This window comes from Chlamydiota bacterium, assembly GCA_012729785.1.
Lineage (GTDB): Bacteria > Auribacterota > Tritonobacteria > UBA1439 > UBA1439 > UBA1439.
On record JAAYCL010000031.1, the window covers coordinates 1 to 24,467 of the forward strand.

The window sequence follows — 24,467 nt, forward strand, 5'->3', positions numbered from 1 at the left end:
GTTACGTGCGATGCCCCGCCTCTTCATGGAAGCACCTCACTCGATGCAATGCCGCAGTCTCGCTTCGCGGGGCACACGTTAGTGTGCCCTGCGATAGTATCGGGGTTTGCCTGCCCGCCATGCCCATCCGGCAAGGCGTATGGCAGGCGGGGGATTTATCTTACCTTCAGCTCCTCTTTGTCCACGGTGCCGAAGTAGACGAGGTTGTCGGCGGAGGTGGTCTTCGTCATATCCACCGCGCCGCCTTCCAGTATGTAGGTCCCCGTCGCGATGCCCGAGAAGCTCGCCGAGAGCGCCAGGTAGTCCCGGATGGGCTCGGCCGTCAGTATGGTCCCCGCCTCGAAGCCGAGGTACGGCACCGGCGAGGCCGTGAACCCGACGCCGGACTGGTAGTAGAGCGTCGAGCCGTCCGCCATCAGGATGCGGACGAACGGGTAGCACGGCACGGTCAGCGGCCACACGTCCGCCGTGACGGAGATCGAGTCGGCCGTCCCGTACTCCGCCTTGTCAGCCGTCAGGTCGATCGGCGGCGTCGCGGTCGGCTCCGGCGGCACGGGCGTGGCCGTGCGCGTCGGCGTGCTCGTCGGGGTGGGCGTGATGGTGGGCGTCGGTTCCTCCCTCAGGCAGTAGACCCTGTTGTCGTTGGAGCCGATGTAGATCATTCCGTCGCTCCCGATGGCGGGGGAGGAGTCGATGTCGTAGCCCGTGGCGAAGGTCCAGAGGAGCGTCCCGGATGAAAGGAACGAGTACACCTTGCCGTCCCAAGCCGCCGTGCACACCGTATCGTCGCTTCCCAGCGCGGCGGAGGAGCTTATCCCCTCGCCGATGTCGTAGCTCCACGAGAGCGCGCCGGACGGCGCGAGGGCGTAAAACCTGTTGTCATATGAACCGACGTAGATCATTCCGTCGCCGCCTATGGCCGGGGACGCATACACCTGCGCCTGCGCCCGGTACGACCACAGGAAGACCCCCGAGGGATCGAAGGCGCGGAGATGGCCGAAGGTATCTCCGTCGCCGTTGTCACCCACGTAGACATTCCCGTCCGTCCCGATCGCGGGCGAGGAGAAGTGCGCCGAGTTGGTCGCATAGTGAGACCAGGAGAGGCCGCCTGACGCGGTGAATGCGTACAGGCGCGAGTTGTGGTTGCCGATGAACACCCTCCCGTCCGTCCCGATGGCGGGGGAGCAGTAGAACCAATACCCCGTGAGGTAGCTCCAGGCGAGTGCGCCGTTCGATTCGACGGCGTATGCCCTGTAGTCCTGCGAACCGAAGAAGACCTTGCCGTCCGTTCCGATCGCGGGCGAGGATTCGACGTCGTCGCCGGTGCGATAGCTCCAGGCGAGGGAGCCGGAGGAGTCGACGGCGTAGAGGCGGTTGTCGTCGGAGCCGACGTGGACCCGTCCATCGTGACCTATCGCGGGCGAGGATGTGACGTCGTAACCCGTAAGGTAGCTCCAGCGGAGCGTCCCCGCGGAGTCGAACGCGTAGAGATGACTGTCGACCGCCGCATCATCGGCGTCGCCGGAACCGACGTAGATGGATCCGTCCGTCCCTATCGCGGGCGAGGAGAAGATCCAGCTTGCGGTCTGATAGCTCCATAGAAGCGCCACGGAGGAAGGGAACGCGTACGCGCTCCTCCCGGTATGGAGGAGGTTCCCCCTGAACATCGGCCACGCGGAGTTTGCGAGCTCAGCGGGGAGGGGGGACGACACGGCGAGCGGGACGAGCGCGATGAACGGCACAAAGCGTTTCATGCGAATGGCTCCTTTCCAGGCGTGGGCGATTCGCGGACCCGCGTCCATCCTCGGCGCCGACGGCGCCGTCCAGCCCCGTCGTCCCCCATCGGCGGGGGAGGGAACGCGGGTGAGCGACCGCCTGCGCCTCCTCCGGAGCAGAGCCTTAAGGCTCCGCACATTTTTCCCTCCTGCGGCGCAAAGCCGCGGGGAGGGCTGTTCACTCCCGCGCGACGGGACGGGCGGTTGCGGACTTCCTCGCCTCACCCGTCTGTTTACACGGGACAAAGGCCGGAATCCGAAGCCTCCGCTCCAATGCACACCGTGGGGGGACTCTCATCGAACCTTCAGCGCCTCCCTGTCCACGGTGCCGAAGTAGACGAGGTTGGAGGCGGAGGTGGTCTGTGTCATATCCACCGCGCCGCCTTCCAGTATGTAGGTCCCCGTCGCGATGCCCGAGAAGCTCGCCGAGAGCGCCAGGTAGTCCCGGATGGGCTCGGCCGTCAGTATGGTCCCCGCCTCGAAGCCCAGGTACGGAACGGGTGAGGCCGTGAACCCGACGCCGGACTGGTAGTAGAGCGTCGAGCCGTCGGCCATGACGATCCGCACGAACGGGTAGCACGGCACGGAGAGCGGCCACACGTCCGCCGTGACGGAGATGGCGCCCGTCGTCCCGTACTCCGTCTTGTCCGCCGTCAGGTCGATCGGCGGCGTCGCGGTCGGCTCCGGCGGCACGGGCGTGGCCGTGCGCGTCGGTGTGCTCGTCGGCGTGGGCGTCGGGCCGAGGCAGTAGACCCTGTTGTCGTTCGACCCGAAGTAAATCCTTCCGTCCGATCCCAGTGAGGGGGACGCATACACGTGTCCCGCCGTCTCGTAGCTCCAGGCGAGCTTGCCATTCGACTTGATGGCGTAGAGCCGGTTGTCCTGCGAGCCGACGTAAACCCTGCCCCCGCTTCCCAAGGCAGGCGAGGATATATCTATGGCCGCGCCGGTTCGATAACTCCAGTCGAGCGTCCCCTTGGGGTTGAGCGAGTAGAGGCGGTGGTCATTCGAGCCGAAGTAGCACCCCGCCCCGCTCAAGATGGCTGGCGAGGACCAGATGGCTCCTTCGGTCCGATAACTCCAGGTGAGCTTGCCGGTGGACCTGAGCGCGTAGAGGCAATTGTTCTCCGATCCGATGTAAACCCTGCCGTTGGTCGCGATCGCGGGCGAGGAATACACAGCACTGCCTGTCGCATAGGACCAGGAGGTGAGCCCGTCGGCAGGATCGCACGCGGTGATGATGCCTGCGTCCGTCCCCAGGCAGATCGGGCCATCGGGTATAATAGCGGGGGAACTGTACAGGTCGTGTGTCTTGCCTCTGCCCCACATCCTTTCTCCCGCGGGCGTGAACGCCCGGAGCCAATTGTCCTTTGAGCCAACGTAGATGGTCCCGTCGCTGCCGATCACCGGGGAGGATGCAATAATGTCATCGGCGAGGAAACTCCAGGAGAGCATGCCGTCGGACTTGAAGGCGTAGAAACGGTGGTCGCCGGATCCCGTGTAGACGGTCCCGTCGCTCCCGACCGCAAGGGAGGATTCGATCTCCCCCCCCGTCACGTAGCTCCAGGAAAGCGCACCCGCCGGGGTGAATGCGTAGAAACAGTTGTCCATGGAGCCCACGTAGACCTCCCCCCCGCTCCCGAACGCGACGGAGGACCATACGCTATCAGCGGTCGTGTAACTCCAGGAGAGAGTCGGGACGTTGGGGCCGCCGAACGTGCTCAAGCCCGTGTGCCGCGCGTCGTGCCGGAACATCGGCCACGCAGACGAGGCGGGCTGGGCGGAAACCGGGAATGCGAGGGAGAGAATGAGGAGGAGGGGAAGGAGCACTGCGATGACGGTTTTCACCACGGCACCTCCTGTCTAAGACGGCCATGCGCCTCGACCGCCATTGTGCGATCGCCGCTACACCCGTTCACCATACATACCTCACTCGATGTAATGCCGCAGTCTCGCTTCGCAGGGCACAGGTAAGTGCGCCCTGCGATAGTATCGGGGTTTGCCTGCCCGCCATGCCCATTCGGCAAGGCCTATGGCAGGCGGGGGATTTATCTTACGGTCAGCTCCTCCCTGTCCACCGTGCCCCAGTAGACGAGGTTCGAACGCGAGGGGCACGGGTCTCACGGTGCGATCACCCGGCGGCACACGTAATCATTCGCGAAGGCACCATGGAAATGCTATACCCGAAATACCCGCCGGTCAATCACCCGCGGGGGGGGATTTTTGAGGGGGTGCCGGGGGAAGCCGGGAGGCGTGACAGGCGGCGGACGGAGCGTACATCGCGCGAACTGTAACGCTTTTCCGGTCGGCGTAGCCGGGGACGGCGCTCTCGACGCCCGTCGGGCGAACGTCCGCGGAAACAGTTGCAGACGGCGTCTCGGCTACTCCGCACGAGACTCGCCGAGGGAATAGACCCGTATCGCCGCCTCGCCTTCGACCGGGCAGATGTGCTCGCAGCGGCCGCAGCCGATGCACTTGAACGTGTCCACGGCGGGACGGCCCACCGCGCCCCCGGCCGCATTCAGGCCGAGGCCCGGGCCGACGTCCTCGGTGATGGCTTTCGGGGAGACGGGGCAGACCTCCTCGCAGGCGAGGCACGGCATCCCCTGCGACCACGGGATGCATCTCGTCCGATCCACCACCGCGGTGCCCAGTTTCACCGGCCGCACCTGTCCGGACCCTTTCTTCTCCTCGGGCGTCAGCCGCCTCAGCGCGCCCGAGGGGCAGACCTGTCCGCAGAGCGTGCACGAGTAGACGCAGTAGCCGATGCGCGGGATGACGCGGGGCGTCCAGATCCCCTCGACTCCCGCCTCGAGGATCGTCGAGTGGATCGCGTTCTTTGGGCAGATGCGCGTGCATGCGCCGCACCGCAGGCAGGCGGCGAGGAATCGCGGCTCGGGCAGCGCCCCCGGCGGGCGGATGAGGCGGGCGCGGTTCGTGCGCCCGCGGGAGAGGCGGAGGAGGGGGATCGAGAGGAGGCCGCCCCCGATGCCCGCGATGAGCGCCCGGCGCGCGAGGTCGGGCCCGCGCGCGTCCGCGTCCTCGCGGAAGCCGAAGCCGAGCGCGTCCTCCGGGCAGGCGGCCTCGCAGTTGAGGCAGAGGAGGCACTCGGGCCCCCGCCACGCCGCCGCTCCTTCCGGCGACGCCCCCCCCTGGCAGAGGAGCGCGCACCGGCCGCACGTGGTGCAGCGCGGGTGTCTTTTGAAGAGGCGCACGGGCGAGCATTTCGAGAGGAGGCCGAGGAGGGCGCCGAGCGGGCAGAGAAACCGGCACCAGGCCCTCGGCCATACGAGGTTCGCGGCGAGGACGGCGGCGAGGAGCAGGCCGGTGAACAAGGCGGTCCGGTGGAAGACGATCTCGCCGACCAGTTCCCGGCGCTCGAGGAATGCGAACGCGGCCTCCGCCGAATCCGCGAGGTGCGGGAGGCCGGAGTCCGCGGTGGCGGAGAGGAGGCGCGCGGCGAGGAGGTGGACGGCCGGGAAGACGGAGAAGACGAGCCCCCGGGCGAGGATGCAGAGCGGGTCCAGCGCGGCGGGCTGGAGCGACGCGAACGCCCCCGCAACGAGCAGGGCGGCGAGGAGGCCGTACTTCATCGCCTGCGCGGGAAGGTGCGAGGCGCGGGCGAGGCGGCCTTTGCGCTGCGTCCGGGGGGCGAGACGCCCGCAGGCCTGGTTGAGCGCGCCGAGCGGGCAGACCCAGCCGCAGAAGAACCTCCCCAAAAGGAGCGTCGCCGCGGCGGTGACGAGCGCCCAGAGGAAGGCGGGGCGGATCGCGCGCGTGGAAACGAGGAGGCCGAGGGCCGCGAACGGGTCGAAATCGAGGAACCTCCCCGCGGCGGAAGGCGCCGCGACGTCCGGGGCGCCGAGATCCATCGCGTCGGACGCGTAGCGGGCGCGGAAGACGAGGGCGAGGAAGAGCAGGAGGAACGCGGCCTGCGAGAGCCGCCGCAGGCGGCGGAGGACGACGGTGCGGGAGCGTTTCATCGCAGGGGATTGACGGGTCGCTTCGCCGCGCCTCCGTGGGCGATCCGGGATTGCCGCATCATTGACGGACCCCCGCACGGCGGCGCGGGACTCATACGCGGGCCGTCTTGAGGGCCGCGTACTCCGTGGTGCCGAGGCCGCGCTTCTGCCCGAGGCCGAGGTAGCCGACGTCCGCGGCCTTCAGGCCGAGGAGCGAGGCGGCCCACGCGTCGAGGGCGACCTGGTCGGTCCCCGCGGCGACGATCCCGGGGTGGGTCAGGTCCTCCGCCCGCCCCCCGCTCGGGCCGTTGCGCAGCATCACCCGCGTGGCGTCGAGGACGACGAGCGTCGGTTGCGCGAAGGCGGCGAGGTCGGCGATGGTCTCGTGGATCTTCCGGTGCAGTTTCCCGCGCCGCCCCCCGACGATCCCGTAGAGGTTCTTCATCGCGGCGGTGAGCTTGCTGAGCCCGTGCTGCTTGACGACGGGGACGTTGATGAACTTGTCCGCCTCGAGGAGGGGGACCATCACCGGCCAGGTTCCGACGTCCCCGCCGACGGCGGTGTCGCGGAATGCGCGCGGGCCCTGGACGACCACCTTCGCCCCGGCCTTCTCCGCCGCGGGCCCGATCCCGCTCACCGCGAGGCAGCGCCGCGGCTCCTCGATGATATGGTCGAAGACCACGACCTCGCGCGCCCCCGCCTTCAGCGCCAGCTCCACAAGCGCCGCGACGATCTCCGGGTGCGTGTCGGCGCCGAGCTCGGGGGTGCTGTCCCAGGAGATGTTGGGCTTCAGGGCCACCCGGTCGCCCTTGGCGACGAAGCGCCCCATCCCGCCGATCGCCTCGACGGCGGCCCGCGCCTGCGCCCCCGGCGAGGAGCCCTTGGCGAGGGCGATCGCGGGAAGGGAGGGGGCGGGGGGGACGGAGAAGGAGAGGCGGCCCGGCGCCGCCTCCGACGCCGCCCGGAGCCATTTCGAGGAGGGGAGGAGCGCGAACCCCGCCGCGAGGCGGGCGCTCCACGAGAGGAACTGGCGCCTGTTCATCGTTTCACCCGCGGGCGGATGCGCGCGAAAGGCCCGGCGCGGCCGGCGCCTCGCCTCTCGCGCGGGGATCAGTCTCGCGCCTTCTCCGCGGCCGCCCTCTCCGCGGGGCCGGGCGCGGGATCCTTCGCGTGCTCGCGCTCGAGTTCCGCGCAGATCCGCTCCTTGAGCTCCATGCACTCCGCGCTCGTCTTGGCGAGGGAGGGATCGTTCCACATCGCCTCGAACTCGGCCAGGAAGTCCGTGACCAGCTTCCGGTCGGCCTCGCCGCGGACGATCAGCAGATTCTCGAGGTTCTTCGTCTCCGCGTAGTTGGACCAGTTGTAGGAGCCGGTGACGAGCGTCTCCCCGTTGATGATGGCGGCCTTGTGGTGGAGGAGGCTCGACTTGGGGTGGAAATGGTCGTAGTCGGCCTTGCCGCGCGCCGGCTCCCACGAGAACGAGGGGAACCATTTGTACTTCAACTCGATGTTCGGGAGCGGCTTCTGCCGGTACTCGCTCATGACCTGCTTGAACTCGCTCTCGACCGACGCGTTCCGCTCCTCCGGGTCCTTGATGAACGCCCTCCGGCGCTCGGCGACCGCGCGGTAGGCCTCGACCTTCCCCGAGGCGATCGCCTCGATGTCGGGCACCACGGATGTCGGTTCGCGGAAGAGCTGGCTCAGATTGGCGATGATGCGGATGCGGACGGAGGGGTAGTCCCGCGCGATGCGGAGCAAACTGTCGGCGAGGGTGGGCGAGGTGAAGGAGAAGGTCATTATGTCGATCGCCGCCGGCGCCCCTTTCTGCGCGCGCACGACCGCCTCGGAGAACGTCTCCTTGACGTACCTCTCGAGGCGCTCCACGCTGTTGAAACGCGACTCGATGCCCCCCGCCGCGCGGGCGGCGGGGGCCGGGGGCGCGGCCGCGGCCCGCTCCGGGGGCGCGTCGGCCCCGTCGTGCGGGTTGTGGACCCACTTCCCCATCGCCCAGAGGCGCTCGAACTCCGCCTGGTACTCCGCCGCGGCGCGGGGGTTGTTGAGGAAGAAGAAGCGGTCCTCGGCGTACTTGACGTTGGAGCCGATCTCGATATTGGCGCTGCCGGTGAAGACGTGCGCGCCGTCGACGACGCCGAACTTCTCGTGCATCGTCTTGAACGGGAGGCCGGTCGCCTTCTCGGCGAGGACCGGATCGATGACCTTGGCCTCGATCGGCAACCGGTCGGCCCTGATCTTCTCGATCACTTCGTTGATGACGGGGACGCCGTCCTTGTCCTTGATCGACTCGTCGAGGAAGAGGCGGACCTTCACCCCGCGTTCGATCGCCCTGACGATCGCGGCGTGCTCGCCGGTGTAGACCCCGTACAGGTAGCAGGCGATGTCGATCTTCTCCCCGGCGCGGTTGATCAGGTCCATCAGCGGGAAGCTCAGATCGCCGGGGCGCGTCGAGAAATTCTTTCCGTCGCGGTCGAGTATGCGCACCTTCTTATTGTAGTTGACCGGCGAGTAGCCGCAGAACGGCGACATGAAGACGAAGTTGCCGGTCTCGGGCGGCGGCGGGGGAGGGACCTTCACGACCTCCGCGGCCGGCGGCGTCGCGAGGCCGGCGGCGGATGACAGGAGCAGAACGGCGAACGTCAGGACGGGTATGCGCATGGTGCAGGCCTCGGGTGGATAACGTAAAAAGAATACCCTCCGCGTCACGCAGGGTCAAGGCCCAAACGGCGCGTGCGCCCCTCACCTTCCCCGCCGCGCGGCGGCCTTCTCGTGCTCCGTGGCGAGGATGATGCGGCTGATCCCCGCCTGGAGGGCGGTGTCGATGACCTGGACGATCGCGTCGTAGCGGACGTCCCGGTCTCCGTTGATGACGATGGAGGAGTCGCCCGCCGAGGCGGAGACCTCGGCGAGGCGCGCGCCGAGCGCGGCGCCGTCGTCGGGGAACCGGTAGCGCCGCTCCTCGAACGCCACCTCCCCCGCGGCGTTGACGGTGACGGTCACCGTGCGCGGGGGTTTCTGCGCGGTGACGGTCTTGGGGAGGCGGACCTGGATGCTCGACTGGTAGATGACCGGCGCGGCGACCATGAAGATGAGCAGGACCCCGAGGGCCACGTCCGTGAGCGGCGTGATGTTGATATCCGCGATCAGCTTCGCCCCCCGCGCGCGCCGCCTCATCGTTCCTCCGCCTCCATCGCCTCCCGGACCTCGGAGGCGCAGAGCTCCATGTCGGAGACGAACAGGTCGATCCTCCGGACGAAGTAGTTGTACGCCACCACCGCCGGCACCGCCACCACCAGCCCCGCCGCGGTGGTCAGCAGCGCCTGGGCGACCCCGGCGGTCACCGCGTTCATCGCCTCGCCGGAGCCCTGGGAGACGTCCCCGAACGCCTGTATGATGCCGAGCACCGTCCCGAGGAGCCCGAGGTACACCGCCACGCTCCCGATGGTGCCGACGATGCTGATGCGGCGTTCGAGCAGCATCGTCTGGAGCTCGATCTCGCGCTCCATCGCGACGGCGGCGCCCGCGCCGGGGCGCGAGAGCCCGGCGGCGGCCACCCGCGCGAACGGGGCGGAGACCTTGGCGCAGACGGCGAGGGCCTCGTCGCGGCCACCCTTCCGCAGCGCCTTGACGAGGGCGGCGACGAACGTCCTCCGCGTGACCGGGGAGTTGATCCAGTAGCAGATGGAGCGCTCCACGATCACCGCCAACGACAGGACGGAACAGCCGAGCAGCAGGTACATCGTCGGCCCGCCCGCCCGCACCAGCCCGAGTAGTCCGTGTCCCTGAAACATACGCCGCGCCTCCCTTTCTCGGTCAGAAGTCGATGACGGTGATCTCCGGCCTGCAGAAGATCCGGACCGGCGCGTAGAAGGTCCCGATGCCCGGGTTGACGTAGAGGGGGCCCGCCGGGGTCCGGAAGAGGCCCTTGTCGTAGCGCCCCGTGCCCCACGGGAGAAACGGGGCCCCCCAGAACGGGATGCGGAGCTGTCCGCCGTGCGTGTGCCCGGCGAGGATGAGGGAGAAGCGGTGCCCCTTCGCCAGGTCGGCGAAGGCCGGGTAGTGCGTGAGGAGGAGCCGCTTTTCGCGCCCGGCGGCGGGGATGAAGCCGGCGTCGTGCCCCGCCGCGCCGACGATCGAGAGCGCCCCGTCCAACCCCTTCACCTCCCGGTCCACGAGCCACGCCCCGCCCGTGGACTCGAACGCCTCCGCGACCGGGGCGAACGACGCGGCGCACCAGTAGTCGTGGTTCCCGGGGACGCCGTAGAGGGGGACGCGGACGCCCCGCAGGATCTCGAGCGCCTCCGCGAGGTACCGCTCCTCCTCGACGATGTCCCCCGTGAAGCAGGCGAGGTCGGGCGCGCACGCGTTGAGCATCCGCACGACGCCCTCGAGCAGCGCCCGGTCGCCGCGGTAGTGCAGATCGGTGAAGTGGGCGAGGCGGCACGTCGGTTTCTTCCCCGGGATCCTGAGGCGCCGCACGGCGACCCACTCGGGTTCGATGAAAAGCGCGTCCACGATGCAGACGGACGGCAGCGCCAGAAGGGCGAGGCGGAATGCCCGTTTCGCGCCGATGCCGCCGAGCATGACGGTGCCCCTCTCTCAGACCCGTATGGGGACCACGAAGAACGGGATCCCGAGGTGGTGGAAGTTCTTCTGCACGGAGAAGATGACGTGGTTGTGGAGCCACCGCGACACGAACGAGTCCTGCGGGAAGACGAGCCGGCCGCCGAAGAAGACGGACTGCGGGTACCGCGCATGGATCATCGTCGCGGCGCGCGTGACCTCGTCCACGACGTCGGTGCCGAGGCACGGGAAGCCGTCGGCCCAGTAGCCGCGGGCCTTGACATAGGCGACGTAGCGATCGAGGTCCTCGCGCACCTTCGCCTGAAGGCGCTGGATGTCCTCCGGCCCCTTGAAGATCCCCGTGTCCACCATCCCGACCTGCACGAAGATGAAGTTCCTGAACGAGTCGCCGAACAGCCGGAACACGTTGAACAGGGTGTGGAGGCCCATCCCGCTGAATCCGTTGACGAGGAGCACCGCCGTCCTCGCCTGCGGGTCCGTCGGGCGGCTGACGGGGGCCCGCCCCGGGACGACCTCGACGCTCTCGCACTCCGCCGCCGCGACGAGGGAGTCGAGGCTGCGGAGCAGGCGCGCCGTGCTCCGGTAGTGCCGCTTGATGAAACAGACCGCGATGACCAGCGTCCCGGTGACGAGGATCGTGATCCAGCCGCCCTCGTTGAACTTGACCACGGTGACCGAGACGAGGATGGCGAGGCAGAGCAGGAGCCCGGTGCCGTTGACGAGGAGCTTGCGCATCCGGCCCCGCTCGCTTCGCGCACGCCACCAGTGCCTCACCATGCCGAGCTGCGAGAGGACGAAGGTGATGAAGACGTTGATGCTGTACAGGACGACGAGGAACCGCACGGAGCCGCGGGTGAGCAGCATCAGGAGGAGCCCCGCGCCCCCCATCAGCAAGATGCCGTTCTGCGTCACGAACCGGTCGCTGAGCATCGCGAAGCGCATCGGCACCCAGCGGTCGAGCGCCATACTGGCGAGGACGCGCGGCCCGTCGAGGAAGCCGGTCTGGGCCGCCACGAAGAGGATGGCCGCCTCGGCGACGAGCGTCAGGAGGACGAAGGCGTAGCCCGCCCGCCCCCAGCCGGCGGTGATCTGCTCGAAGAGGATCGCGTTCAGCGTCTTGCCCGGCTGCTCGCCGACCCCGCAGAGCAGGTAGGCGGTCATCAAACCGAGGACCATGAAGGCGAGCGAGACGGCCATGTAGCGCATCGTGCGCTTCCCGGTCTGGACCTTCGGCTCGCGCAGGATGGGGAGGCCGTTCGAGACGGCCTCGATGCCGGTGTAGGTCCCCGCGCCCATGCTGTAGGCGCGGAGCATCAGGAGGAGCATCCCCGCGAGGCCGAACTCGCCGATGGCGCCGCCGACCTCCGCCCCGGTCCGCTGTGCGAACGCGGGAAGCGCGGCGACGTTCGCCGCGACGGCCCAGAGGATGGCGAGGGCGTGCGTGGCGATGAAGACGAGGAAGACGGGGACGAGGGGCAGGATCGCCTCCTTCGCTCCGCGCAGGTTGAGGAGCGTCAGGACGACGACGCCGGCTGTGGCGAAGAGGATCCGCGCGGGGTACCAGGAGGGGGGGAGGAAGCTGAAGACGGCGTCGGCGCCGCACGCGACGGAGAGGGTGATGGTGAGGACGTAGTCCACGAGGAGCGCGCATCCGGCGACCATCCCGGCCGCCGGCGAAAGGAGCCGGCTCGCGACGAAGTAGCCGCCGCCCCCCGTCGGGAAGAGCTCGATGATCTGGGAGTAGGAGGCGCTGATGACGAGGACGGTCGCGGCGGAGGCGAGGGCGACGAAGACGGCGAGGTACGGGCGGCCGCCGAGCGCGAGGAACGCCTCCTGCGGCCCGTAGCAGGAGGAGGAGAGGCCGTCGGCCCCGAGACCCACCCAGGCGAAGAAGGCGACGAGGGAGACCCGGTGGAAGATGGCCCGGTCGCGGGGGCTGTAGGCCGCGCCCACGAGGATGCGCCTGAACCGCTTGAGCAGGGATTGGCCGGGTTCCAAATGCGCGGTGCCTTTCGGGGTGCGAATGTAGGGACATTCTAGCAGTCGCGGGCGAGGGGTGTCAAGAAGGGGGGCGCGGACGGGGGGCGACGGCGTTCCCGCATAAAGGCAGGGGCGGGGATGACGGCGCTTCTCCTTCATGCCCGCGGACGCGGGAATCCGGGCCCATGCGCCGTGAAGCCGGACCCCTGCGTTCGCCTCGATGACGAGACGGAACGGAGGGTCCCCTCGAAATCGCAGGGTCCCCATGGGACAGGGAGGGTTCCGCCGCCGGCCCCGTGCGCCCGCGCCCGTTTTAAAGGGCTTGCCTCGCGAGGGGCGTGCCGCTATCATCTTCACGTCGACTCGCTTCCGGACGAAAGGAGAGGGGGAATGGAGAAACTGATCAGTCTGACGGGGATGTTAGTCATCCTCGGCATCGCCTACCTGATGTCGAACAACCGCAGCAAGATCAGCCTCCGGGTGGTCGTCTGGGGGACGCTGCTCCAGCTCTTCTTCGCCGTCCTCGTCCTCCCGAACAGCCCGTTCAACACGGGCGTGAAGGCCGCGCTCGGCTGGCAGATGGGCCCCGGCGAGTGGTTCTTCAGCGTGATGAACGACGCCATCGTCAAGCTGCTGAGCTTCACCATCGACGGCGCGCGGTTCGTCTTCGGGAACCTCGTGAACAACAACGTCCCGCTCGGCATGGGCGAGCCCGGCAACGCCCCCCCGGGGCCGCTCCCCGGCGCCGTCGCCAGCATCGGCGCCTACTTCGCCTTCTCGGTCCTCCCGACGATCATCTTCTTCTCCGCGCTGATGACGGTCCTCTACCACCTCGGCGTGATGCAGAAGGTCGTGGCCTTCGTCGCGTGGATAATGAAGCGCTGTTTGCGGACGAGCGGCGCCGAGACCCTCTCGGCCTCCGCCAACATCTTCCTCGGCCAGACGGAGGCGCCGCTCGTGGTCAAGCCGTTCGTCGAGGAGATGACGCACTCCGAGCTGATGTGCATCATGGTCGGCGGCTTCGCGACCGTGGCGGGCGGCGTGATGGCGGCCTACGTCGGGATGCTCAAGGACTACTTCCCGGACATCGCCGGGCACCTGATGAGCGCGAGCATCATGTCGGCGCCCGCGGCGATGGTGATGGCCAAGATCATCTACCCGGAGACCAAGGAGCCCAAGACCAAGGGGGGCGCGAAGCTCTCCGTCCCCGAGACGAACGCCAATATCATCGACGCCGCGGCGAACGGCGCGGCGACCGGCCTCCAGCTCGCGCTCAACGTCGGCGCGATGCTCATCGCCTTCATCGCCCTCATCAGTCTGGCCAACTTCGGCGTCGAGAAGGTCGGCTCCCTCGTCAACCTCGTCCTGGGGACCTCGCTGAAGATCGACCTCCAGACGATCTTCGGCATCGTCAACGCCCCGCTCTGCTGGATCATGGGGGTCCCCTGGGTGGACTGCGTGACCATCGGGACGCTGCTCGGGGAGCGGCTCGCGATCAACGAGTTCGTGGCGTACCTCCACCTCGCCGACCTCGCGGCGAAGGGGATCCACCTCCAGTACCGGAGCTACGTCATCGTGACGTACGCCCTCTGCGGCTTCGCGAACTTCAGTTCCATCGCCATCCAGATCGGCGGCATCGGCGCGCTTGCGCCCGCGCGCAGGCACGACCTCGCGCGGCTCGGGCTGAAGGCGATGTTCGGCGGGCTGCTGGCGTCCTATATGACCGGCACCGTGGCGGGCCTCTTCGTCTGACAAAGGCGGCCCGGACAGATCGCGCGGCTCAGTTCGGCGCGACCCCGGCGGCGAGGAGCCGCCGCGCGACGTCGGCGAGCATCCCGGGCTGCCCCCGCGCCATCTTCCCCATATCGATCGCCTCGGAGTGGCTCACCCGGTTCGTCGCGTACTGGCAGAGGAAGAGGCCGTTCCACAAAACGAGCGCGGCGGTGAGCGCCGCGGCGAGCCAGCCGAGGCGCCGGACGCAGAGCCAGTCGAACGCGGCCGCGAGGCCGAGCGCGAAGAGCGGCAGGCAGTTGTCGAAGCGCCGCGCCCCGAACCCCGTCCCCGCCCACCAGTCGTCCACGACCGAGTTCAGGTAGAGCTGGAGCAGGAAGGCGGCGAGCAGGGACCAGCCGAGGAGCCGCTCCCCGCGGACGAACAGCGGGAACCCCAGCGCGCCGAGGGCGAGGGCCGGCGTCCACGAGAAGAGGCCGTGCCGGGAGGAGAAGAGGACGCTCAGGATCGCGGGCCTCCCCCAGTGCAAAAACCCCCCGCCCTGCGGGATGGTGATCCAGGAACCGCACGAGACCTTCCACGCGTACGCCTGCGGAAAAAAGGCCAGCGCGGCGAAGAGGAGCGTCAGGGCGGCGCTCGCCGTTCCGCGCCCCTTGCCGCCGTCCCGCGCCCCGGAGGCGGCGCCCGCGAGCGGGACGAGGAGGAAGATGAGGTTCTGCGTCCTGACGAGGCCCGCCAGCCCCGCGGCGAGGCCGAGGGCGCACCAGCCGATCAGGCCGCCGCGCTCCCGGACCCGGAGCCAGAGGAGCAGGAAGAGGCAGACGGAGAAGAAGGAGAGGGCGTGCGACATCGTCGGGTAGAGGAACAGGTACGCCGGCAGGAACGAGGCGAGCCAGACGGCCAAAACGGCCAGGAGCGAGGGGAGGGGGGGGAAGAAGCGGGCGCAGATCGAGAAGAGGAGCAGCGCCCCCAAAAAGCAGTAGACGTGCGTGCCGAGGGCGACGGCAAGGGCGTACGGGTGCGAGTAGCCGTCGGCCTCGATCCCCGGCACGGCCGCCTGCAGCCCCCGCGCGGTAACGTGTCCGAGGGCGAAGAACGGCGTCCAGAGGAGGGCGGAGCCGACGGGGGTGTGGTTCCACGCGTAGCCGGTGGGGGTTTTCAGGATCTCGACCGACTCGCGGCTCCCGGGGTAGTTGAAGCAGCGCTCGAGCTCGTTCGCGGTGTCGAGGTCGCGGTCGAACCAGGCGGAGCGGAGCCACGCGTAGAGGCGCGCGCCGTCGCCGTGGACGATGGTGTCGCGGTGGACCATCCGCGCGGCCCTGCCGGAGGCGACGAGGCGGGCGGTGCCGACGTTGAAGGCGGCGAGCATCGCCGCGAAGACGGCGGCCAGCGCCAGCGCGGCCCTGCCGTTGGGCATCGAACGCCGCCTCTCCGTCCTCACCCGCCGACCCCCCGCAGGAACGCGGCGCACTCCTCGGGCGCTGCGGTGTTGATGAACATCCCCGTTCCGATCTCGAAGCCCGCCGCCTGCGTGACCCGCGGGATCACCTTGGCGTACCAGTGGAGGAACGGCGCCTCGCGGCACTCCCGGGGCGAGGAACGGATGACGTAGTTGTAGTCGGGATTGTCGAGCCCCGCCCACAGGCGCCGGATCACGAGGCGGAGCAGGTCCGCGAAGTCGCGGGCCCCGGCGTCGTCGATGCCGCCGAACGAGGGTTGGTGCTCCCGCGGGAGTATCCAGGTCTCGAACGGCGTCGCGGCGGCGAACGGCACGAACGCGGAAAAGGATTCGTTCTCCGCGACGATCCGCTCGCCCGACCCGCGCTCCTCCTCCAGCATCCGGCAGAAGACGCAGGCGCGGCGCGCGCGCCAGTAGCCGAGCGGTTCCTCGATGCGGTGGACGAGGTGCGTCGGGACGATCGGGACGCCCGCGATCTGGGCGTGCGGGTGCGCGAGCGAGGTGCCGGCGCGCGGGCCGTGGTTCTTGAACGGGATGATGAGCTCCACCCGCGGATCCCGCTCCATCGCCCGATGGCGCTCGCGGTAGAGGAGCACGACCTCGCGCATCTGCGCGGGCTCGAACAGCGGCTCGGGCAGGTTGTGCAGGGGGGTCTGGATCACGACCTCGTGGTACCCGGCGGCCCCCATCGCGCGCGTGTACTCTCCGCCGCGCGCTGCGAGGTTCTCCGAGGCGGAGAAGGCGCCGTAGGCGTTTTGAACCACGCGGACCCTCCACGCCGCGCCCTCTCCCGCCTGCGCCAGCGTCGGGGGCGTCATCGCCTCGTTCCCCGGGCAGAACGGGCAGGTCGACAGGCGCGCGGGCGGCGCGGGTCCCCCGGGGCCTTTCCCCCGCGAGAACTCCTCCGGCCTCTTCGCGCGCTCCGCGGCGAGCACGACCCACTCGCCAGTGGCGAGGTTGCGCCGCAATTCAGGCATGGGGCACCGAAGCATCGTCCAAGCGGTTCAATCCGTTCAAACCGCGAGATGGTCCCTGCGGGACGGCGATGCACACGTCCGCCGCTTGAACGGCGTGCACTGTTGGAACCGATGCGTCATGGGTATCATTCCAGGTCGAACGGGCTCGGCGGCCTGCCGACGTCGCCGGACTCCTCGACCTCCTTCTTCTTCTCCTTGAAGGCGCGCTCGAGGCGCTCGAACTTGTGCCGCTCCTTCTCCTGCGCCTCGCGGAACATCCGCTCGCGCTCCGCCTCTCCCTCCTTGAACGCCTTCAGCCCCTCCGAGAGGGCGTCGCCGCCCTCCGGCATCTCCTTCGCCTCGAAGCGCCGGACGACCTTTCCGTTCTCCGTGTCTACCTCGAGCATCCCTTTGCAGAACGGGCAGTTGACGTACACCGTGCGCGCGCGGGCCATACCCTCGCCCTCCTGTCCCCGGGTCCTTCACACAAGGATAGCATAACGGTGGCGCGGCGGGTCGCCGGGGCGCGGGAGCCGCCTCTCACTCCTCGGGCACGGGGACGAAGGTCATCACCACCTCCAGCGACTCTCCGGTGAAGTCGTCGGGCAGGGGCGGGAGCGGGGAGGAGTCCTTGATCGCCTGCAGCGCCGAGGCGTCCAGCACCCCGATCCCCGACCGCTTCTCCACCCGCGCGTTCGACACGGCGCCGTCCCGCGCGATCGCGAATCGTATCACCGTCGTGACGTTCTCCTTGTCGGCGGGGGTCTTGCTCGGGGGCTGCCACGCCTGGTAGATGAGCGAGGCGACGGCGTCGTTGTAGGAGACGTTGAGGAAGTCGCCCGTGTTGAGGAGCCCGGCGATCCCCTGCTCGGCGACCTTGCCCCGGGAGGCCTGCGCCAAAAGCTCCTGCGCCTTGTCGGGCTCGACCCACCGGCTCTTCGACTCCTCCTCGATCTTCTTCAGCTGCTCCTTGATCTTCTCGGCGACCGTCTTCTTCGAGAACGCCGGTTTCTTCGCCGGTTTCTTCTCCGGCTTCTTCGCCGGCTGCTTCTTCTCGGGCTTCTTCTTCGGCGCTTCCTTCTTCCGTGGCTCCTCCTTCTTTACCTTGACCGCCTCCTTCTTCGGCCGGGGCGGGGCGGCTTTCGGGGGGGGCGCGGCGGGGACGCCCGCCGTCTTCTTCATCGTGACGGTTGCGGGGTCGATGAGGGCGAAGGTGTAGATCTTGTGCTCGACCTTCCTGCGCCGCCGCAGGGTGCAGTTCGGGATCGTGACGACGAGGACGAGGCAGAGGAGATGGGCGGAGACCGAGAGGACGAGGTTTTGGATGCTCCTGGAATGCGCGGGATCCCGGCGCATGGCGCACCTCATCTCTCCGGCTTCGCCACGGTGGCCATCCCCATCCGCGCGATCCCCGCGTCGGTGATCCGGTCGATCACCTCCATCACCGAATTGTAGGAGAGGTCCTTGTCGGCGCGCAGGATGAGGGTGGTTTCGGGGGCGCGGGAGGCGATCGCCTTCAGGCGCGTCTCGAGCTCCTCCATCGTCACACGCTCGTTGTCGAGGTAGACGCGCGACGAGCCCTCCACGTTCTTCACGTTCACCGTGAGGCTCTCGGGCTCCGCGATCTTCTTGGCGCTCGTCTCGGGGAGGTTGACGTTGATCCCGTATTCGACGATGGGCGAGACGAGCAGGAAGAGGATGAGCATGAAGAAGATGACGTCGATCATCGAGGTGAGGTTGATGTCGGCGAGGGGCGCGAGACGCGTCTGCGAGGAGCGTCTTTTTTTCATCGGGGGGCCTCCCTGCTCAGCGGGCGAGGAGTCGGCGCCGCATCGCGCCGAGCAGCTCCCCGGCGAAGTCGTCCATCACCGCGGCGATCTGCCGTATCTTCGAGAGGAAGATGTTGTACATCGCGACCGAGGGGATGGCGACGAGGAGGCCCACGACGGTCGTGATGAGGGCGCCCGCGATGCCGGGGGCGACGATGAGGAGCGACGGGCTCCCCGTGGCGGCCATCGCGTTGAAGGCGTTCATGATGCCCCAGACCGTCCCGAGGAGGCCGAGGAGCGGCCCCACCACGGCGCAGATGGCGAGGATGATCAACAGCCTCTCCATCGAGGCGGTTTCGGACGAGATGGTCCGCTGGACGGCCTCGTCGATCTCCTCGATCTGGGGCTCCGTGAGGAGGCCCCTCGCCTGGTCGAGTTCCTCCCGGTCGCCCGCGTGGCGCTTCGCCTCCTTGACACCCGCCAGGTACATCTTGAACGTCGGGCAGAACGCGGCCTGTTCCTTGGGGAAGCGCTGGGAGAAGACGTGCTCGCGGTCCCTGCGGTACTGCGCGAGGAACACCTCTGAGTTCCGCTCCACGGCCCGCAGGTAGCGCCACTTTTCGAGGATGACGAACCAGGCGAGGATCGAGAGGGCGAGGATGACGAGCGTGATGATCTGCCCGACGAGGTCCGACGTGACGAAGCTCTGGATGAGGGCGCTGTTCATACGTTTGCGTCTCCGGTCTGGTGGGGGCTGGGCGAACTCCGCCGCCCGGGGAAAACGATGGGGGGCACCGTCTTTCTCTTGCGAATACGGTAGCGAACGGCCACCGCGCTGTCAAGGGGGCCGACGCGGCGCCCGATAAAGCGGCTGCCCGTCGCGGGCCCGGTGTGCTATCATTCGGCATGGCCGCGGCGCCCGTGAAATCGCCGGCGCCTCCGGGCGCCGGCATCGGGGAGGCGCTGGAGGCGCTCTATCGGCGCCACAACGTGCGCCCCGCGATCGCCTCGGACCCGGTGCGGTTCGTGCACGGGCTCGACCTCCCCGACCGGGAGATCGCCGCGCTCGTCGCCTCGTCGCTCGCGTACGGGCGCGTGGAGGGGATCCTGCGCAGCGTGGCGCGCGCCCTGGAACTGATCCCCTCGCCCGCCGCGTTCCTGCGGCAGTCGTCGCGCGCCTCCATCCGCAGGGCGCTGCGGGGGTTCCGGCACCGGTTCACCGGCGCACACGACCTCGCCGCGATGCTTTGCGGCGCCAAGGCCGCCGTCCTGCGGCACGGTTCGCTGGAGCGCTGTTTCGCCGCCCGGCTGAAACCCGGAGACGAGACGGTCGTGTCGGCGCTCGGGGCGTTCGTGGAGGAGATCGCCCCGCGGAAACGGAGCGGGGGGTTCAGTCTCCTGCCCCCGCCCGCCCGCGGAAGCGCCTGCAAGCGGCTCAACCTGTTTCTCCGGTGGATGGTGCGGCGCGACGAGGTGGATCCCGGCGGGTGGATCCTCGTGCCGGCGTCGAAACTCGTCGTCCCGCTCGACACGCATCTGCACCGGATATGCCGGGCGCTGGGGTTCACGGGCCGGAGGGGGGCGGACCTTCGAGCGGCCCTCGAGGCGACGGCGGCCTTCAGGAGGCTTGTCCCGGACGACCCGGTTCGATACGATTTCACACTAGCGCACCTCGGGATGCGCGGGGATGCGGCGCGCGTCGTCGCCGCGATGGTCCGCGGGCGCGGGGAGGGGGACGGATGAGCGAAAGGGTGCGGTTGCCGGAGCTTCGGCGCGGCCTCTCGCGGTGGCCGCGCGGCCGGAAGATCGAGTGGTACTTCAACGACCGCCTCTCCCGCTGGCTCCTCGACAGCGTCGAGGCCGAGATGCAGGCCAAACAGCACCAGACCGCGATGCATCTGATGCTGCTCGGCATCGAAATCCTCAGCGGTTTCCGGGAGGGGCGGCGCCCCGACCTCGGAACCTTCGTCGCGTTCATCGATCGGTACATGAGCCCCGCCTTCCGCGCGCGCGCGCGGAATCCGCTGCTCGGGCGGGGGATCGCCCCCACCGAACTCGACGGGAAGGCGCAGCTCACCGCCGCCGAGCTCCTCTGGGCGTCGCTGCGGGCGGGGTATCGGGACGGCTGCGCGGCGTTCCCCGGCGCGTCGGTCGCCGCGCGGTCGCACTACTACGTGCGGCACTACGCGCGGATCGGCCTGCGCGTGGATATCCGGTCGTTCCGCAGCGATTTCCTCTCCGCCTTCCGGGCTTACTACGCGGACGTCTACAGCGACTACCTCGTGCGGCAGCGTTTCCTCGCGCGTTTCGACCAGCTGTTCGGCGGGGGGAAGACGGCGAGACGGACTACGGAGAAAGGGAAACGGTGAAAGGAATCCGCGCGTGAGAGACAGGATACTGGAGAGCGTCCGGCCGATCGTGGAGGATATGCGGCACCTGGAGATCGATCCGGAGCGGGTGGGGGCCTTCTGCCGCGAGAGGCCGGCGAAGGGGATCGCGCTGCCCGACTGGCGCAAAGGGTTCATCTACCCGTGGGAGGACGAAGGGGCGGCGGAGTTCTTCCTCCTCTTCAACTGCGTCAACTTCGCCTTCTGGGCGAAACCGGGCGCGGAGAAATGGTGGATCGACTACAAGGGGAGGCGCCACGACGGCGCCTACGGGTTGATGGGCGCCTTCACGCGCGCGATCGAGGAGAGGGTGCCGATACTCGAGGGGCGTTTCCTCGCCGAGATGACCGCCGAACGCCTCGGAAACATCCTCAGGGGCGGCGGGGAGCTGGTCCTCTTCCGCGAGCGGGTCGAGATCCTGCGCGAGGTGGGGCGGGTGCTCGTGGCGCGGCACGGCGGGAGGTTCCGAAACCTGCTCGCCGCGGCCGGCGGCAGGGCGGTCGGCCTCGCGGAGCTGCTGGTGCGCGAGTTCCCGTCGTTCAACGACGCCTGCGCGGTGGAGGGCCGGGAGGTCCTCTTCTACAAGCGGGCGCAGCTCGCCGCGGCGATGGTCTACCAGCGCTTCCAGGGGAAGGGCCCCGGCGCGTTCCCCGACGTGGACCGGCTGACGGTCTTCGCCGACTACAAACTGCCCCAGGCGCTCCGCCGGCTCGAGGTGCTCCGGTACCGGCCGGGCCTCGCCGCCAAGGTCGACGGGCAGATCCTTATCCCCCCGTGCAGCCGGGAGGAGGTGGAGATACGCGCCGCCACCATCTGGGCCTGCGACCTGATACAGCGGGGGTACGCGGCCCGCGGGCAGCGGGTGGATTCCGTGGCGCTGGACGCGTTCCTCTGGCTGCTCGGGCACGAGAAGGTGGAGGGGGAGAAGCCGTACCACCTGACGGAGACGATCTACTACTAGGGGCGGGACGGGCGACGCCACACGGCGGCCGGGAGGCGAGGCTCACCGCCGGCGGAGCAGTTTCTCGACGAGCAGTTGCTCGCCCGCCTTGTTCCCTTCGATCGCGTGGCCGAGGAACTGGAGCGCGTAGCCCGCGACGAAGAGCCCCGCGGCGGAGAGCCACCAGCGGCAGAGGAGCGCCGGGATCGCCGCGACGGTGAGCGGTATGCCGGCGAGATGCAGGAGGAGGTTGCGCCGATTCGTGTGCCGCACGGCCCAGCGCGCGTAGATGGACGCCATGGGGGACTCCTTTTTTCCCCATGATAGCACAAGGCGCGGGCGGCGGCCCAGCGGGTTGCGGGCGCCTCCCCGGGGGACGGGCGCATGGGATTTCCCGCAAGGAAGAAACTGTCCGGCGGATGGGCGAGGCGGGGCGGCGAATCCCCCCTCGAGGTCGCGCGGCGCGCGCTCGCCCTGCCGCGCGAGGGGCCTCCCCCCGTCTGCCTGCTCCACGGCGAGGAGGGGTACCTCGTCGAGGAGACGGCGCGCCGGCTCGCCGAGAAGCTCGTCCCCAAGGCGCAGCGCGAGTTCGGCATCGAGATCTTGAGCGGGCCCGGGGTCACCGCCGCCCAGCTCTCCGGCGCGCTCGGCTCGACGCCGCTCTTCGGCGCGGGGCCGCGTGCGGTCTGGGCCCGGGGGTGCGGGCTGCTCCGGGCGCGGGATCGCAGCGAGGCGGTCCTGCGCCTGGTGCCCGACAAAGGGCAGGGGATCACCCTCCTGATCACCGAGGAGGAGGTGGACGCGCGCCTCGCCTTGTACAAGGAGATCGCCCGGCGCGGCGCGGTGTTCAGGTTCGACCGGCTCTCCGACACCGACGACGCCCACCTGCGGAGTCTCCACGCCCTCGTCTCCGAGCGGCTGAAGGCCGGCGGGCACGGGATGGAACGCGACGCGCTCCTCTACCTCGTGCAGCTGGTCGGGACCGATCTCCGCGCCATCTTCGCGGAGATCGAAAAGCTCCAGCTCCACGCCGCGCCGGGAGCGAAGATCGGGAAGGGCGATATCGACCTGTTGGTCTGCCCCTCGCGCGAGTCGACGGCGTTCCAGCTCGCCGACGCGGTGACCGAGGGGGATCCGAAGCGCGCGCGCCTGCTGCTGCAGCAGGTGCTGCGGGGCGGCGTGCACCCTCTGGCGGTGCTGGCGACGCTCACCCAGCGCGTGCGCTTCCTCCTCCAACTGAAGGCGCTGCTGGACGAGGGGGGGGTGCGCGCCGCGTCGACCTACCCGGCGTTCAAGGCCGCGTTCGATCGGCTGCCGGATGCGTACCGCGAGGCGTACAAGGCCGCGGGGAAGAGGTATCGCGCCTACAGCATCTTCGGCCAGCACCCGTACGTCGTATTCAAGATGGCCGGGGCGGCGCGCAGGGGCCCGGCGTCGCGGCTGCGACTGCACCTCGACGCGCTCGTGAAGGCGGATGCCGAGCTCAAGCGGGAGGGGCGGCGGGCGCCGAGGGTGCTCGAGGACCTGGTGGCGGTGCTCTGCGGCGGGGGGGCGGTCAGGACCTGATCGAGGTGACGAGACCGTCGACCATCTCCCGGGCGTCCGCGTTCCGCCGGAGGAGCTCCTCGATCGCGGCGCAGGCGTGCATCACGGTGGTGTGGTCGCGTCCCGCGAAGGCGGCGCCGATGTCGGCGTAGGGGGAGTTGACGAGGCGCCGGCAGAGGTACATGGCGACCTGGCGCGGGAAGACGACCAGCCGGCTCCTGGAGGGCCCGAGCAGCGTGCCCAACCGGACCTGAAAGTGGGCCGCGACCCGCTGCTGGATCCCCCGCGTCGTGACGCACTGCGCGTCCCCGCCGAAGAAATCGTTCCTGAGCAACGCGTCCACCGCCTCGCGTTCCGGGACGCCGTCCCCGAACGATGCCCGCGCGGCGATCCTGTTGAGCGCCCCCTCCATCCGCCTGACGTTGGTCCTGATCTCGCTCGCCAACAGCATCAGCACGCTCCGCGGCAGCAGCATCCCCGCGCGCCGCGCCTTGCGTTCGAGTATCAGGAGACGGGTCGCGAGGGCCGGCTGCTTCAGCTCGATCACCGAACCGGATTCGAACCGGGAGAGGAGACGGCGGTGGAGCCGCGGGATCTCCCGCGGCGGCCGGTCGCTCGAGAGCACCACCTGGCCCCCCTTCTCCCGCACCGCCATGAAGAGCGCGAAGAACTCCTCCTGCACCTGGTTCTTGCCGGCGAGCGAGTGGACGTCGTCGACGAGCAGCAGGGTGAACGAGGAGAGGCGCTTCCGCACGCGCGCGATGGAACGGTTCCGGACCGCCTCCGTCAGCTCGTCCATCAACAGGTCGCTCGGCGCGTAGGCGAAGGTGCATTCGGGGCGCGAGGAGACGCGCGCGCCGATGGCCTGGAGGAGGTGGGTCTTCCCGAGCCCCACGCCGCCGCTGATGAAGAGCGGATTGTGCGCGGCGCCCGGCTTGTCGGCGGCGGAGAGCGCGGCGCGGTGCGCGGCGCGGTTGCAGGAGCCGACCACGAACTCCTGGAAGGTGTAGGCCGGGTTGAGGACGGAAACGGGCGTGCGGCCGCGCGCGCCCTGCGGGGCGGGAGGCGCGGGGGCCGGTTCGAGGCCGCCGCGGGAGCGGACGAAGCCGACCTCCATCGTCGCGCCGGTCAAGGCGCGGGCGCAGCGGACGATCACGGAGAGGTAGCGGTCGCGCACGATGCGCTCGTGGAGGCCGTTGGGCACCTCGAGCAGAAGCGTTCCCGGCGGCGCCGGGAGCGGCCGCAGGGGCGCTATCCAGAGGGACATCGCCTCCCGGCCGAGGTTCCCCTCGAGGAGCTGCAGCAGATCAGTCCACAACGCGCGATGCATCGCATCCCCCCGTGACGGATCCTCGGCGAACGGC

The 24,467-nt window shown here is 69.3% G+C and carries 22 protein-coding genes; 5 read left to right on the plus strand and 17 right to left on the minus strand.

Annotated features, from left to right (window positions below):
- Positions 1 to 155 precede the first annotated feature (155 nt).
- From GXY35_06955 to GXY35_06995, 9 genes are all read right to left on the minus strand, one after another.
- A complete protein-coding gene (locus tag GXY35_06955; GenBank protein NLW94311.1) occupies positions 156 to 1,754 on the minus strand; it encodes a PQQ-like beta-propeller repeat protein in 1,599 nt (532 codons plus the stop codon).
- A gap of 315 nt (positions 1,755 to 2,069) precedes the next feature.
- Positions 2,070 to 3,623 (minus strand): PQQ-like beta-propeller repeat protein, encoded by a 1,554-nt coding sequence (locus GXY35_06960; protein NLW94312.1) that lies wholly within the window; start codon positions 3,621 to 3,623, stop codon positions 2,070 to 2,072.
- A 533-nt stretch (positions 3,624 to 4,156) separates the two neighbouring features.
- Entirely contained in the window at positions 4,157 to 5,758 is a 1,602-nt protein-coding gene (locus tag GXY35_06965) for a 4Fe-4S binding protein (GenBank protein ID NLW94313.1), read from the minus strand.
- Positions 5,759 to 5,849: 91 nt separating this feature from the next.
- Complete coding sequence (locus tag GXY35_06970; protein ID NLW94314.1) at positions 5,850 to 6,779, minus strand: DUF362 domain-containing protein; 930 nt, start codon at positions 6,777 to 6,779, stop codon at positions 5,850 to 5,852.
- A 68-nt stretch (positions 6,780 to 6,847) separates the two neighbouring features.
- Positions 6,848 to 8,410: a hypothetical protein gene (locus tag GXY35_06975; protein NLW94315.1), complete on the minus strand. Its 1,563-nt coding sequence runs from the start codon at positions 8,408 to 8,410 to the stop codon at positions 6,848 to 6,850.
- Positions 8,411 to 8,491: 81 nt separating this feature from the next.
- Complete coding sequence (locus tag GXY35_06980) at positions 8,492 to 8,926, minus strand: biopolymer transporter ExbD (GenBank protein NLW94316.1); 435 nt, start codon at positions 8,924 to 8,926, stop codon at positions 8,492 to 8,494.
- A complete protein-coding gene (locus GXY35_06985; protein NLW94317.1) occupies positions 8,923 to 9,543 on the minus strand; it encodes a MotA/TolQ/ExbB proton channel family protein in 621 nt (206 codons plus the stop codon). The genes GXY35_06980 and GXY35_06985 overlap by 4 nt, the downstream gene beginning before the upstream one ends.
- Before the next feature lie 22 nt (positions 9,544 to 9,565).
- Positions 9,566 to 10,336, minus strand: coding sequence for a hypothetical protein (locus tag GXY35_06990; protein ID NLW94318.1), 771 nt, complete (start codon positions 10,334 to 10,336; stop codon positions 9,566 to 9,568).
- A 15-nt stretch (positions 10,337 to 10,351) separates the two neighbouring features.
- Positions 10,352 to 12,475, minus strand: coding sequence for an APC family permease (locus GXY35_06995; protein ID NLW94319.1), 2,124 nt, complete (start codon positions 12,473 to 12,475; stop codon positions 10,352 to 10,354).
- A gap of 231 nt (positions 12,476 to 12,706) precedes the next feature.
- Between GXY35_06995 and GXY35_07000 the strand changes: the two genes are divergently transcribed.
- The gene (locus GXY35_07000; protein NLW94320.1) at positions 12,707 to 14,068 is read left to right on the plus strand and encodes a NupC/NupG family nucleoside CNT transporter; all 1,362 of its coding nucleotides are present in this window, start codon (positions 12,707 to 12,709) and stop codon (positions 14,066 to 14,068) included.
- 28 nt (positions 14,069 to 14,096) lie between these two features.
- On the opposite strand, the gene GXY35_07005 is transcribed toward GXY35_07000, so the two are convergent.
- The 6 genes from GXY35_07005 to GXY35_07030 form a co-directional block, all read right to left on the minus strand.
- A complete protein-coding gene (locus tag GXY35_07005; protein NLW94321.1) occupies positions 14,097 to 15,464 on the minus strand; it encodes a hypothetical protein in 1,368 nt (455 codons plus the stop codon).
- Between the two features lie 20 nt (positions 15,465 to 15,484).
- On the minus strand, positions 15,485 to 16,483 hold the full coding sequence (locus tag GXY35_07010; GenBank protein ID NLW94322.1) for a DUF4931 domain-containing protein: 999 nt from the start codon (positions 16,481 to 16,483) through the stop codon (positions 15,485 to 15,487).
- A 125-nt stretch (positions 16,484 to 16,608) separates the two neighbouring features.
- Complete coding sequence (locus tag GXY35_07015) at positions 16,609 to 16,917, minus strand: hypothetical protein (GenBank protein NLW94323.1); 309 nt, start codon at positions 16,915 to 16,917, stop codon at positions 16,609 to 16,611.
- Positions 16,918 to 17,002: 85 nt separating this feature from the next.
- Entirely contained in the window at positions 17,003 to 17,818 is an 816-nt protein-coding gene (locus tag GXY35_07020) for a TonB C-terminal domain-containing protein (GenBank protein ID NLW94324.1), read from the minus strand.
- An 8-nt stretch (positions 17,819 to 17,826) separates the two neighbouring features.
- A complete protein-coding gene (locus GXY35_07025; protein NLW94325.1) occupies positions 17,827 to 18,252 on the minus strand; it encodes a biopolymer transporter ExbD in 426 nt (141 codons plus the stop codon).
- A gap of 16 nt (positions 18,253 to 18,268) precedes the next feature.
- On the minus strand, positions 18,269 to 18,958 hold the full coding sequence (locus GXY35_07030) for a hypothetical protein (GenBank protein ID NLW94326.1): 690 nt from the start codon (positions 18,956 to 18,958) through the stop codon (positions 18,269 to 18,271).
- 179 nt (positions 18,959 to 19,137) lie between these two features.
- Between GXY35_07030 and GXY35_07035 the strand changes: the two genes are divergently transcribed.
- Genes GXY35_07035 through GXY35_07045 form a run of 3 tightly spaced genes read left to right on the plus strand, consistent with a single transcriptional unit; the run spans position 19,138 to position 21,579 of the window.
- On the plus strand, positions 19,138 to 19,974 hold the full coding sequence (locus tag GXY35_07035) for a TIGR02757 family protein (GenBank protein NLW94327.1): 837 nt from the start codon (positions 19,138 to 19,140) through the stop codon (positions 19,972 to 19,974).
- Entirely contained in the window at positions 19,971 to 20,600 is a 630-nt protein-coding gene (locus GXY35_07040; protein NLW94328.1) for a hypothetical protein, read from the plus strand. Before GXY35_07035 ends, GXY35_07040 begins: the two co-directional genes overlap by 4 nt.
- 13 nt (positions 20,601 to 20,613) lie before the next feature.
- Positions 20,614 to 21,579 (plus strand): hypothetical protein, encoded by a 966-nt coding sequence (locus GXY35_07045; protein NLW94329.1) that lies wholly within the window; start codon positions 20,614 to 20,616, stop codon positions 21,577 to 21,579.
- 42 nt (positions 21,580 to 21,621) lie between these two features.
- On the opposite strand, the gene GXY35_07050 is transcribed toward GXY35_07045, so the two are convergent.
- Positions 21,622 to 21,858, minus strand: a complete 237-nt coding sequence (locus tag GXY35_07050) for a DUF962 domain-containing protein (GenBank protein ID NLW94330.1) — start codon at positions 21,856 to 21,858, stop codon at positions 21,622 to 21,624.
- A gap of 84 nt (positions 21,859 to 21,942) precedes the next feature.
- Between GXY35_07050 and holA the strand changes: the two genes are divergently transcribed.
- Complete coding sequence (gene holA / locus GXY35_07055; protein ID NLW94331.1) at positions 21,943 to 23,124, plus strand: DNA polymerase III subunit delta; 1,182 nt, start codon at positions 21,943 to 21,945, stop codon at positions 23,122 to 23,124.
- On the opposite strand, the gene dnaA is transcribed toward holA, so the two are convergent.
- The gene (gene dnaA, locus GXY35_07060) at positions 23,114 to 24,433 is read right to left on the minus strand and encodes a chromosomal replication initiator protein DnaA (protein NLW94332.1); all 1,320 of its coding nucleotides are present in this window, start codon (positions 24,431 to 24,433) and stop codon (positions 23,114 to 23,116) included. The two genes, holA and dnaA, sit on opposite strands and share 11 nt — an antisense overlap.
- Positions 24,434 to 24,467: the final 34 nt, after the last annotated feature.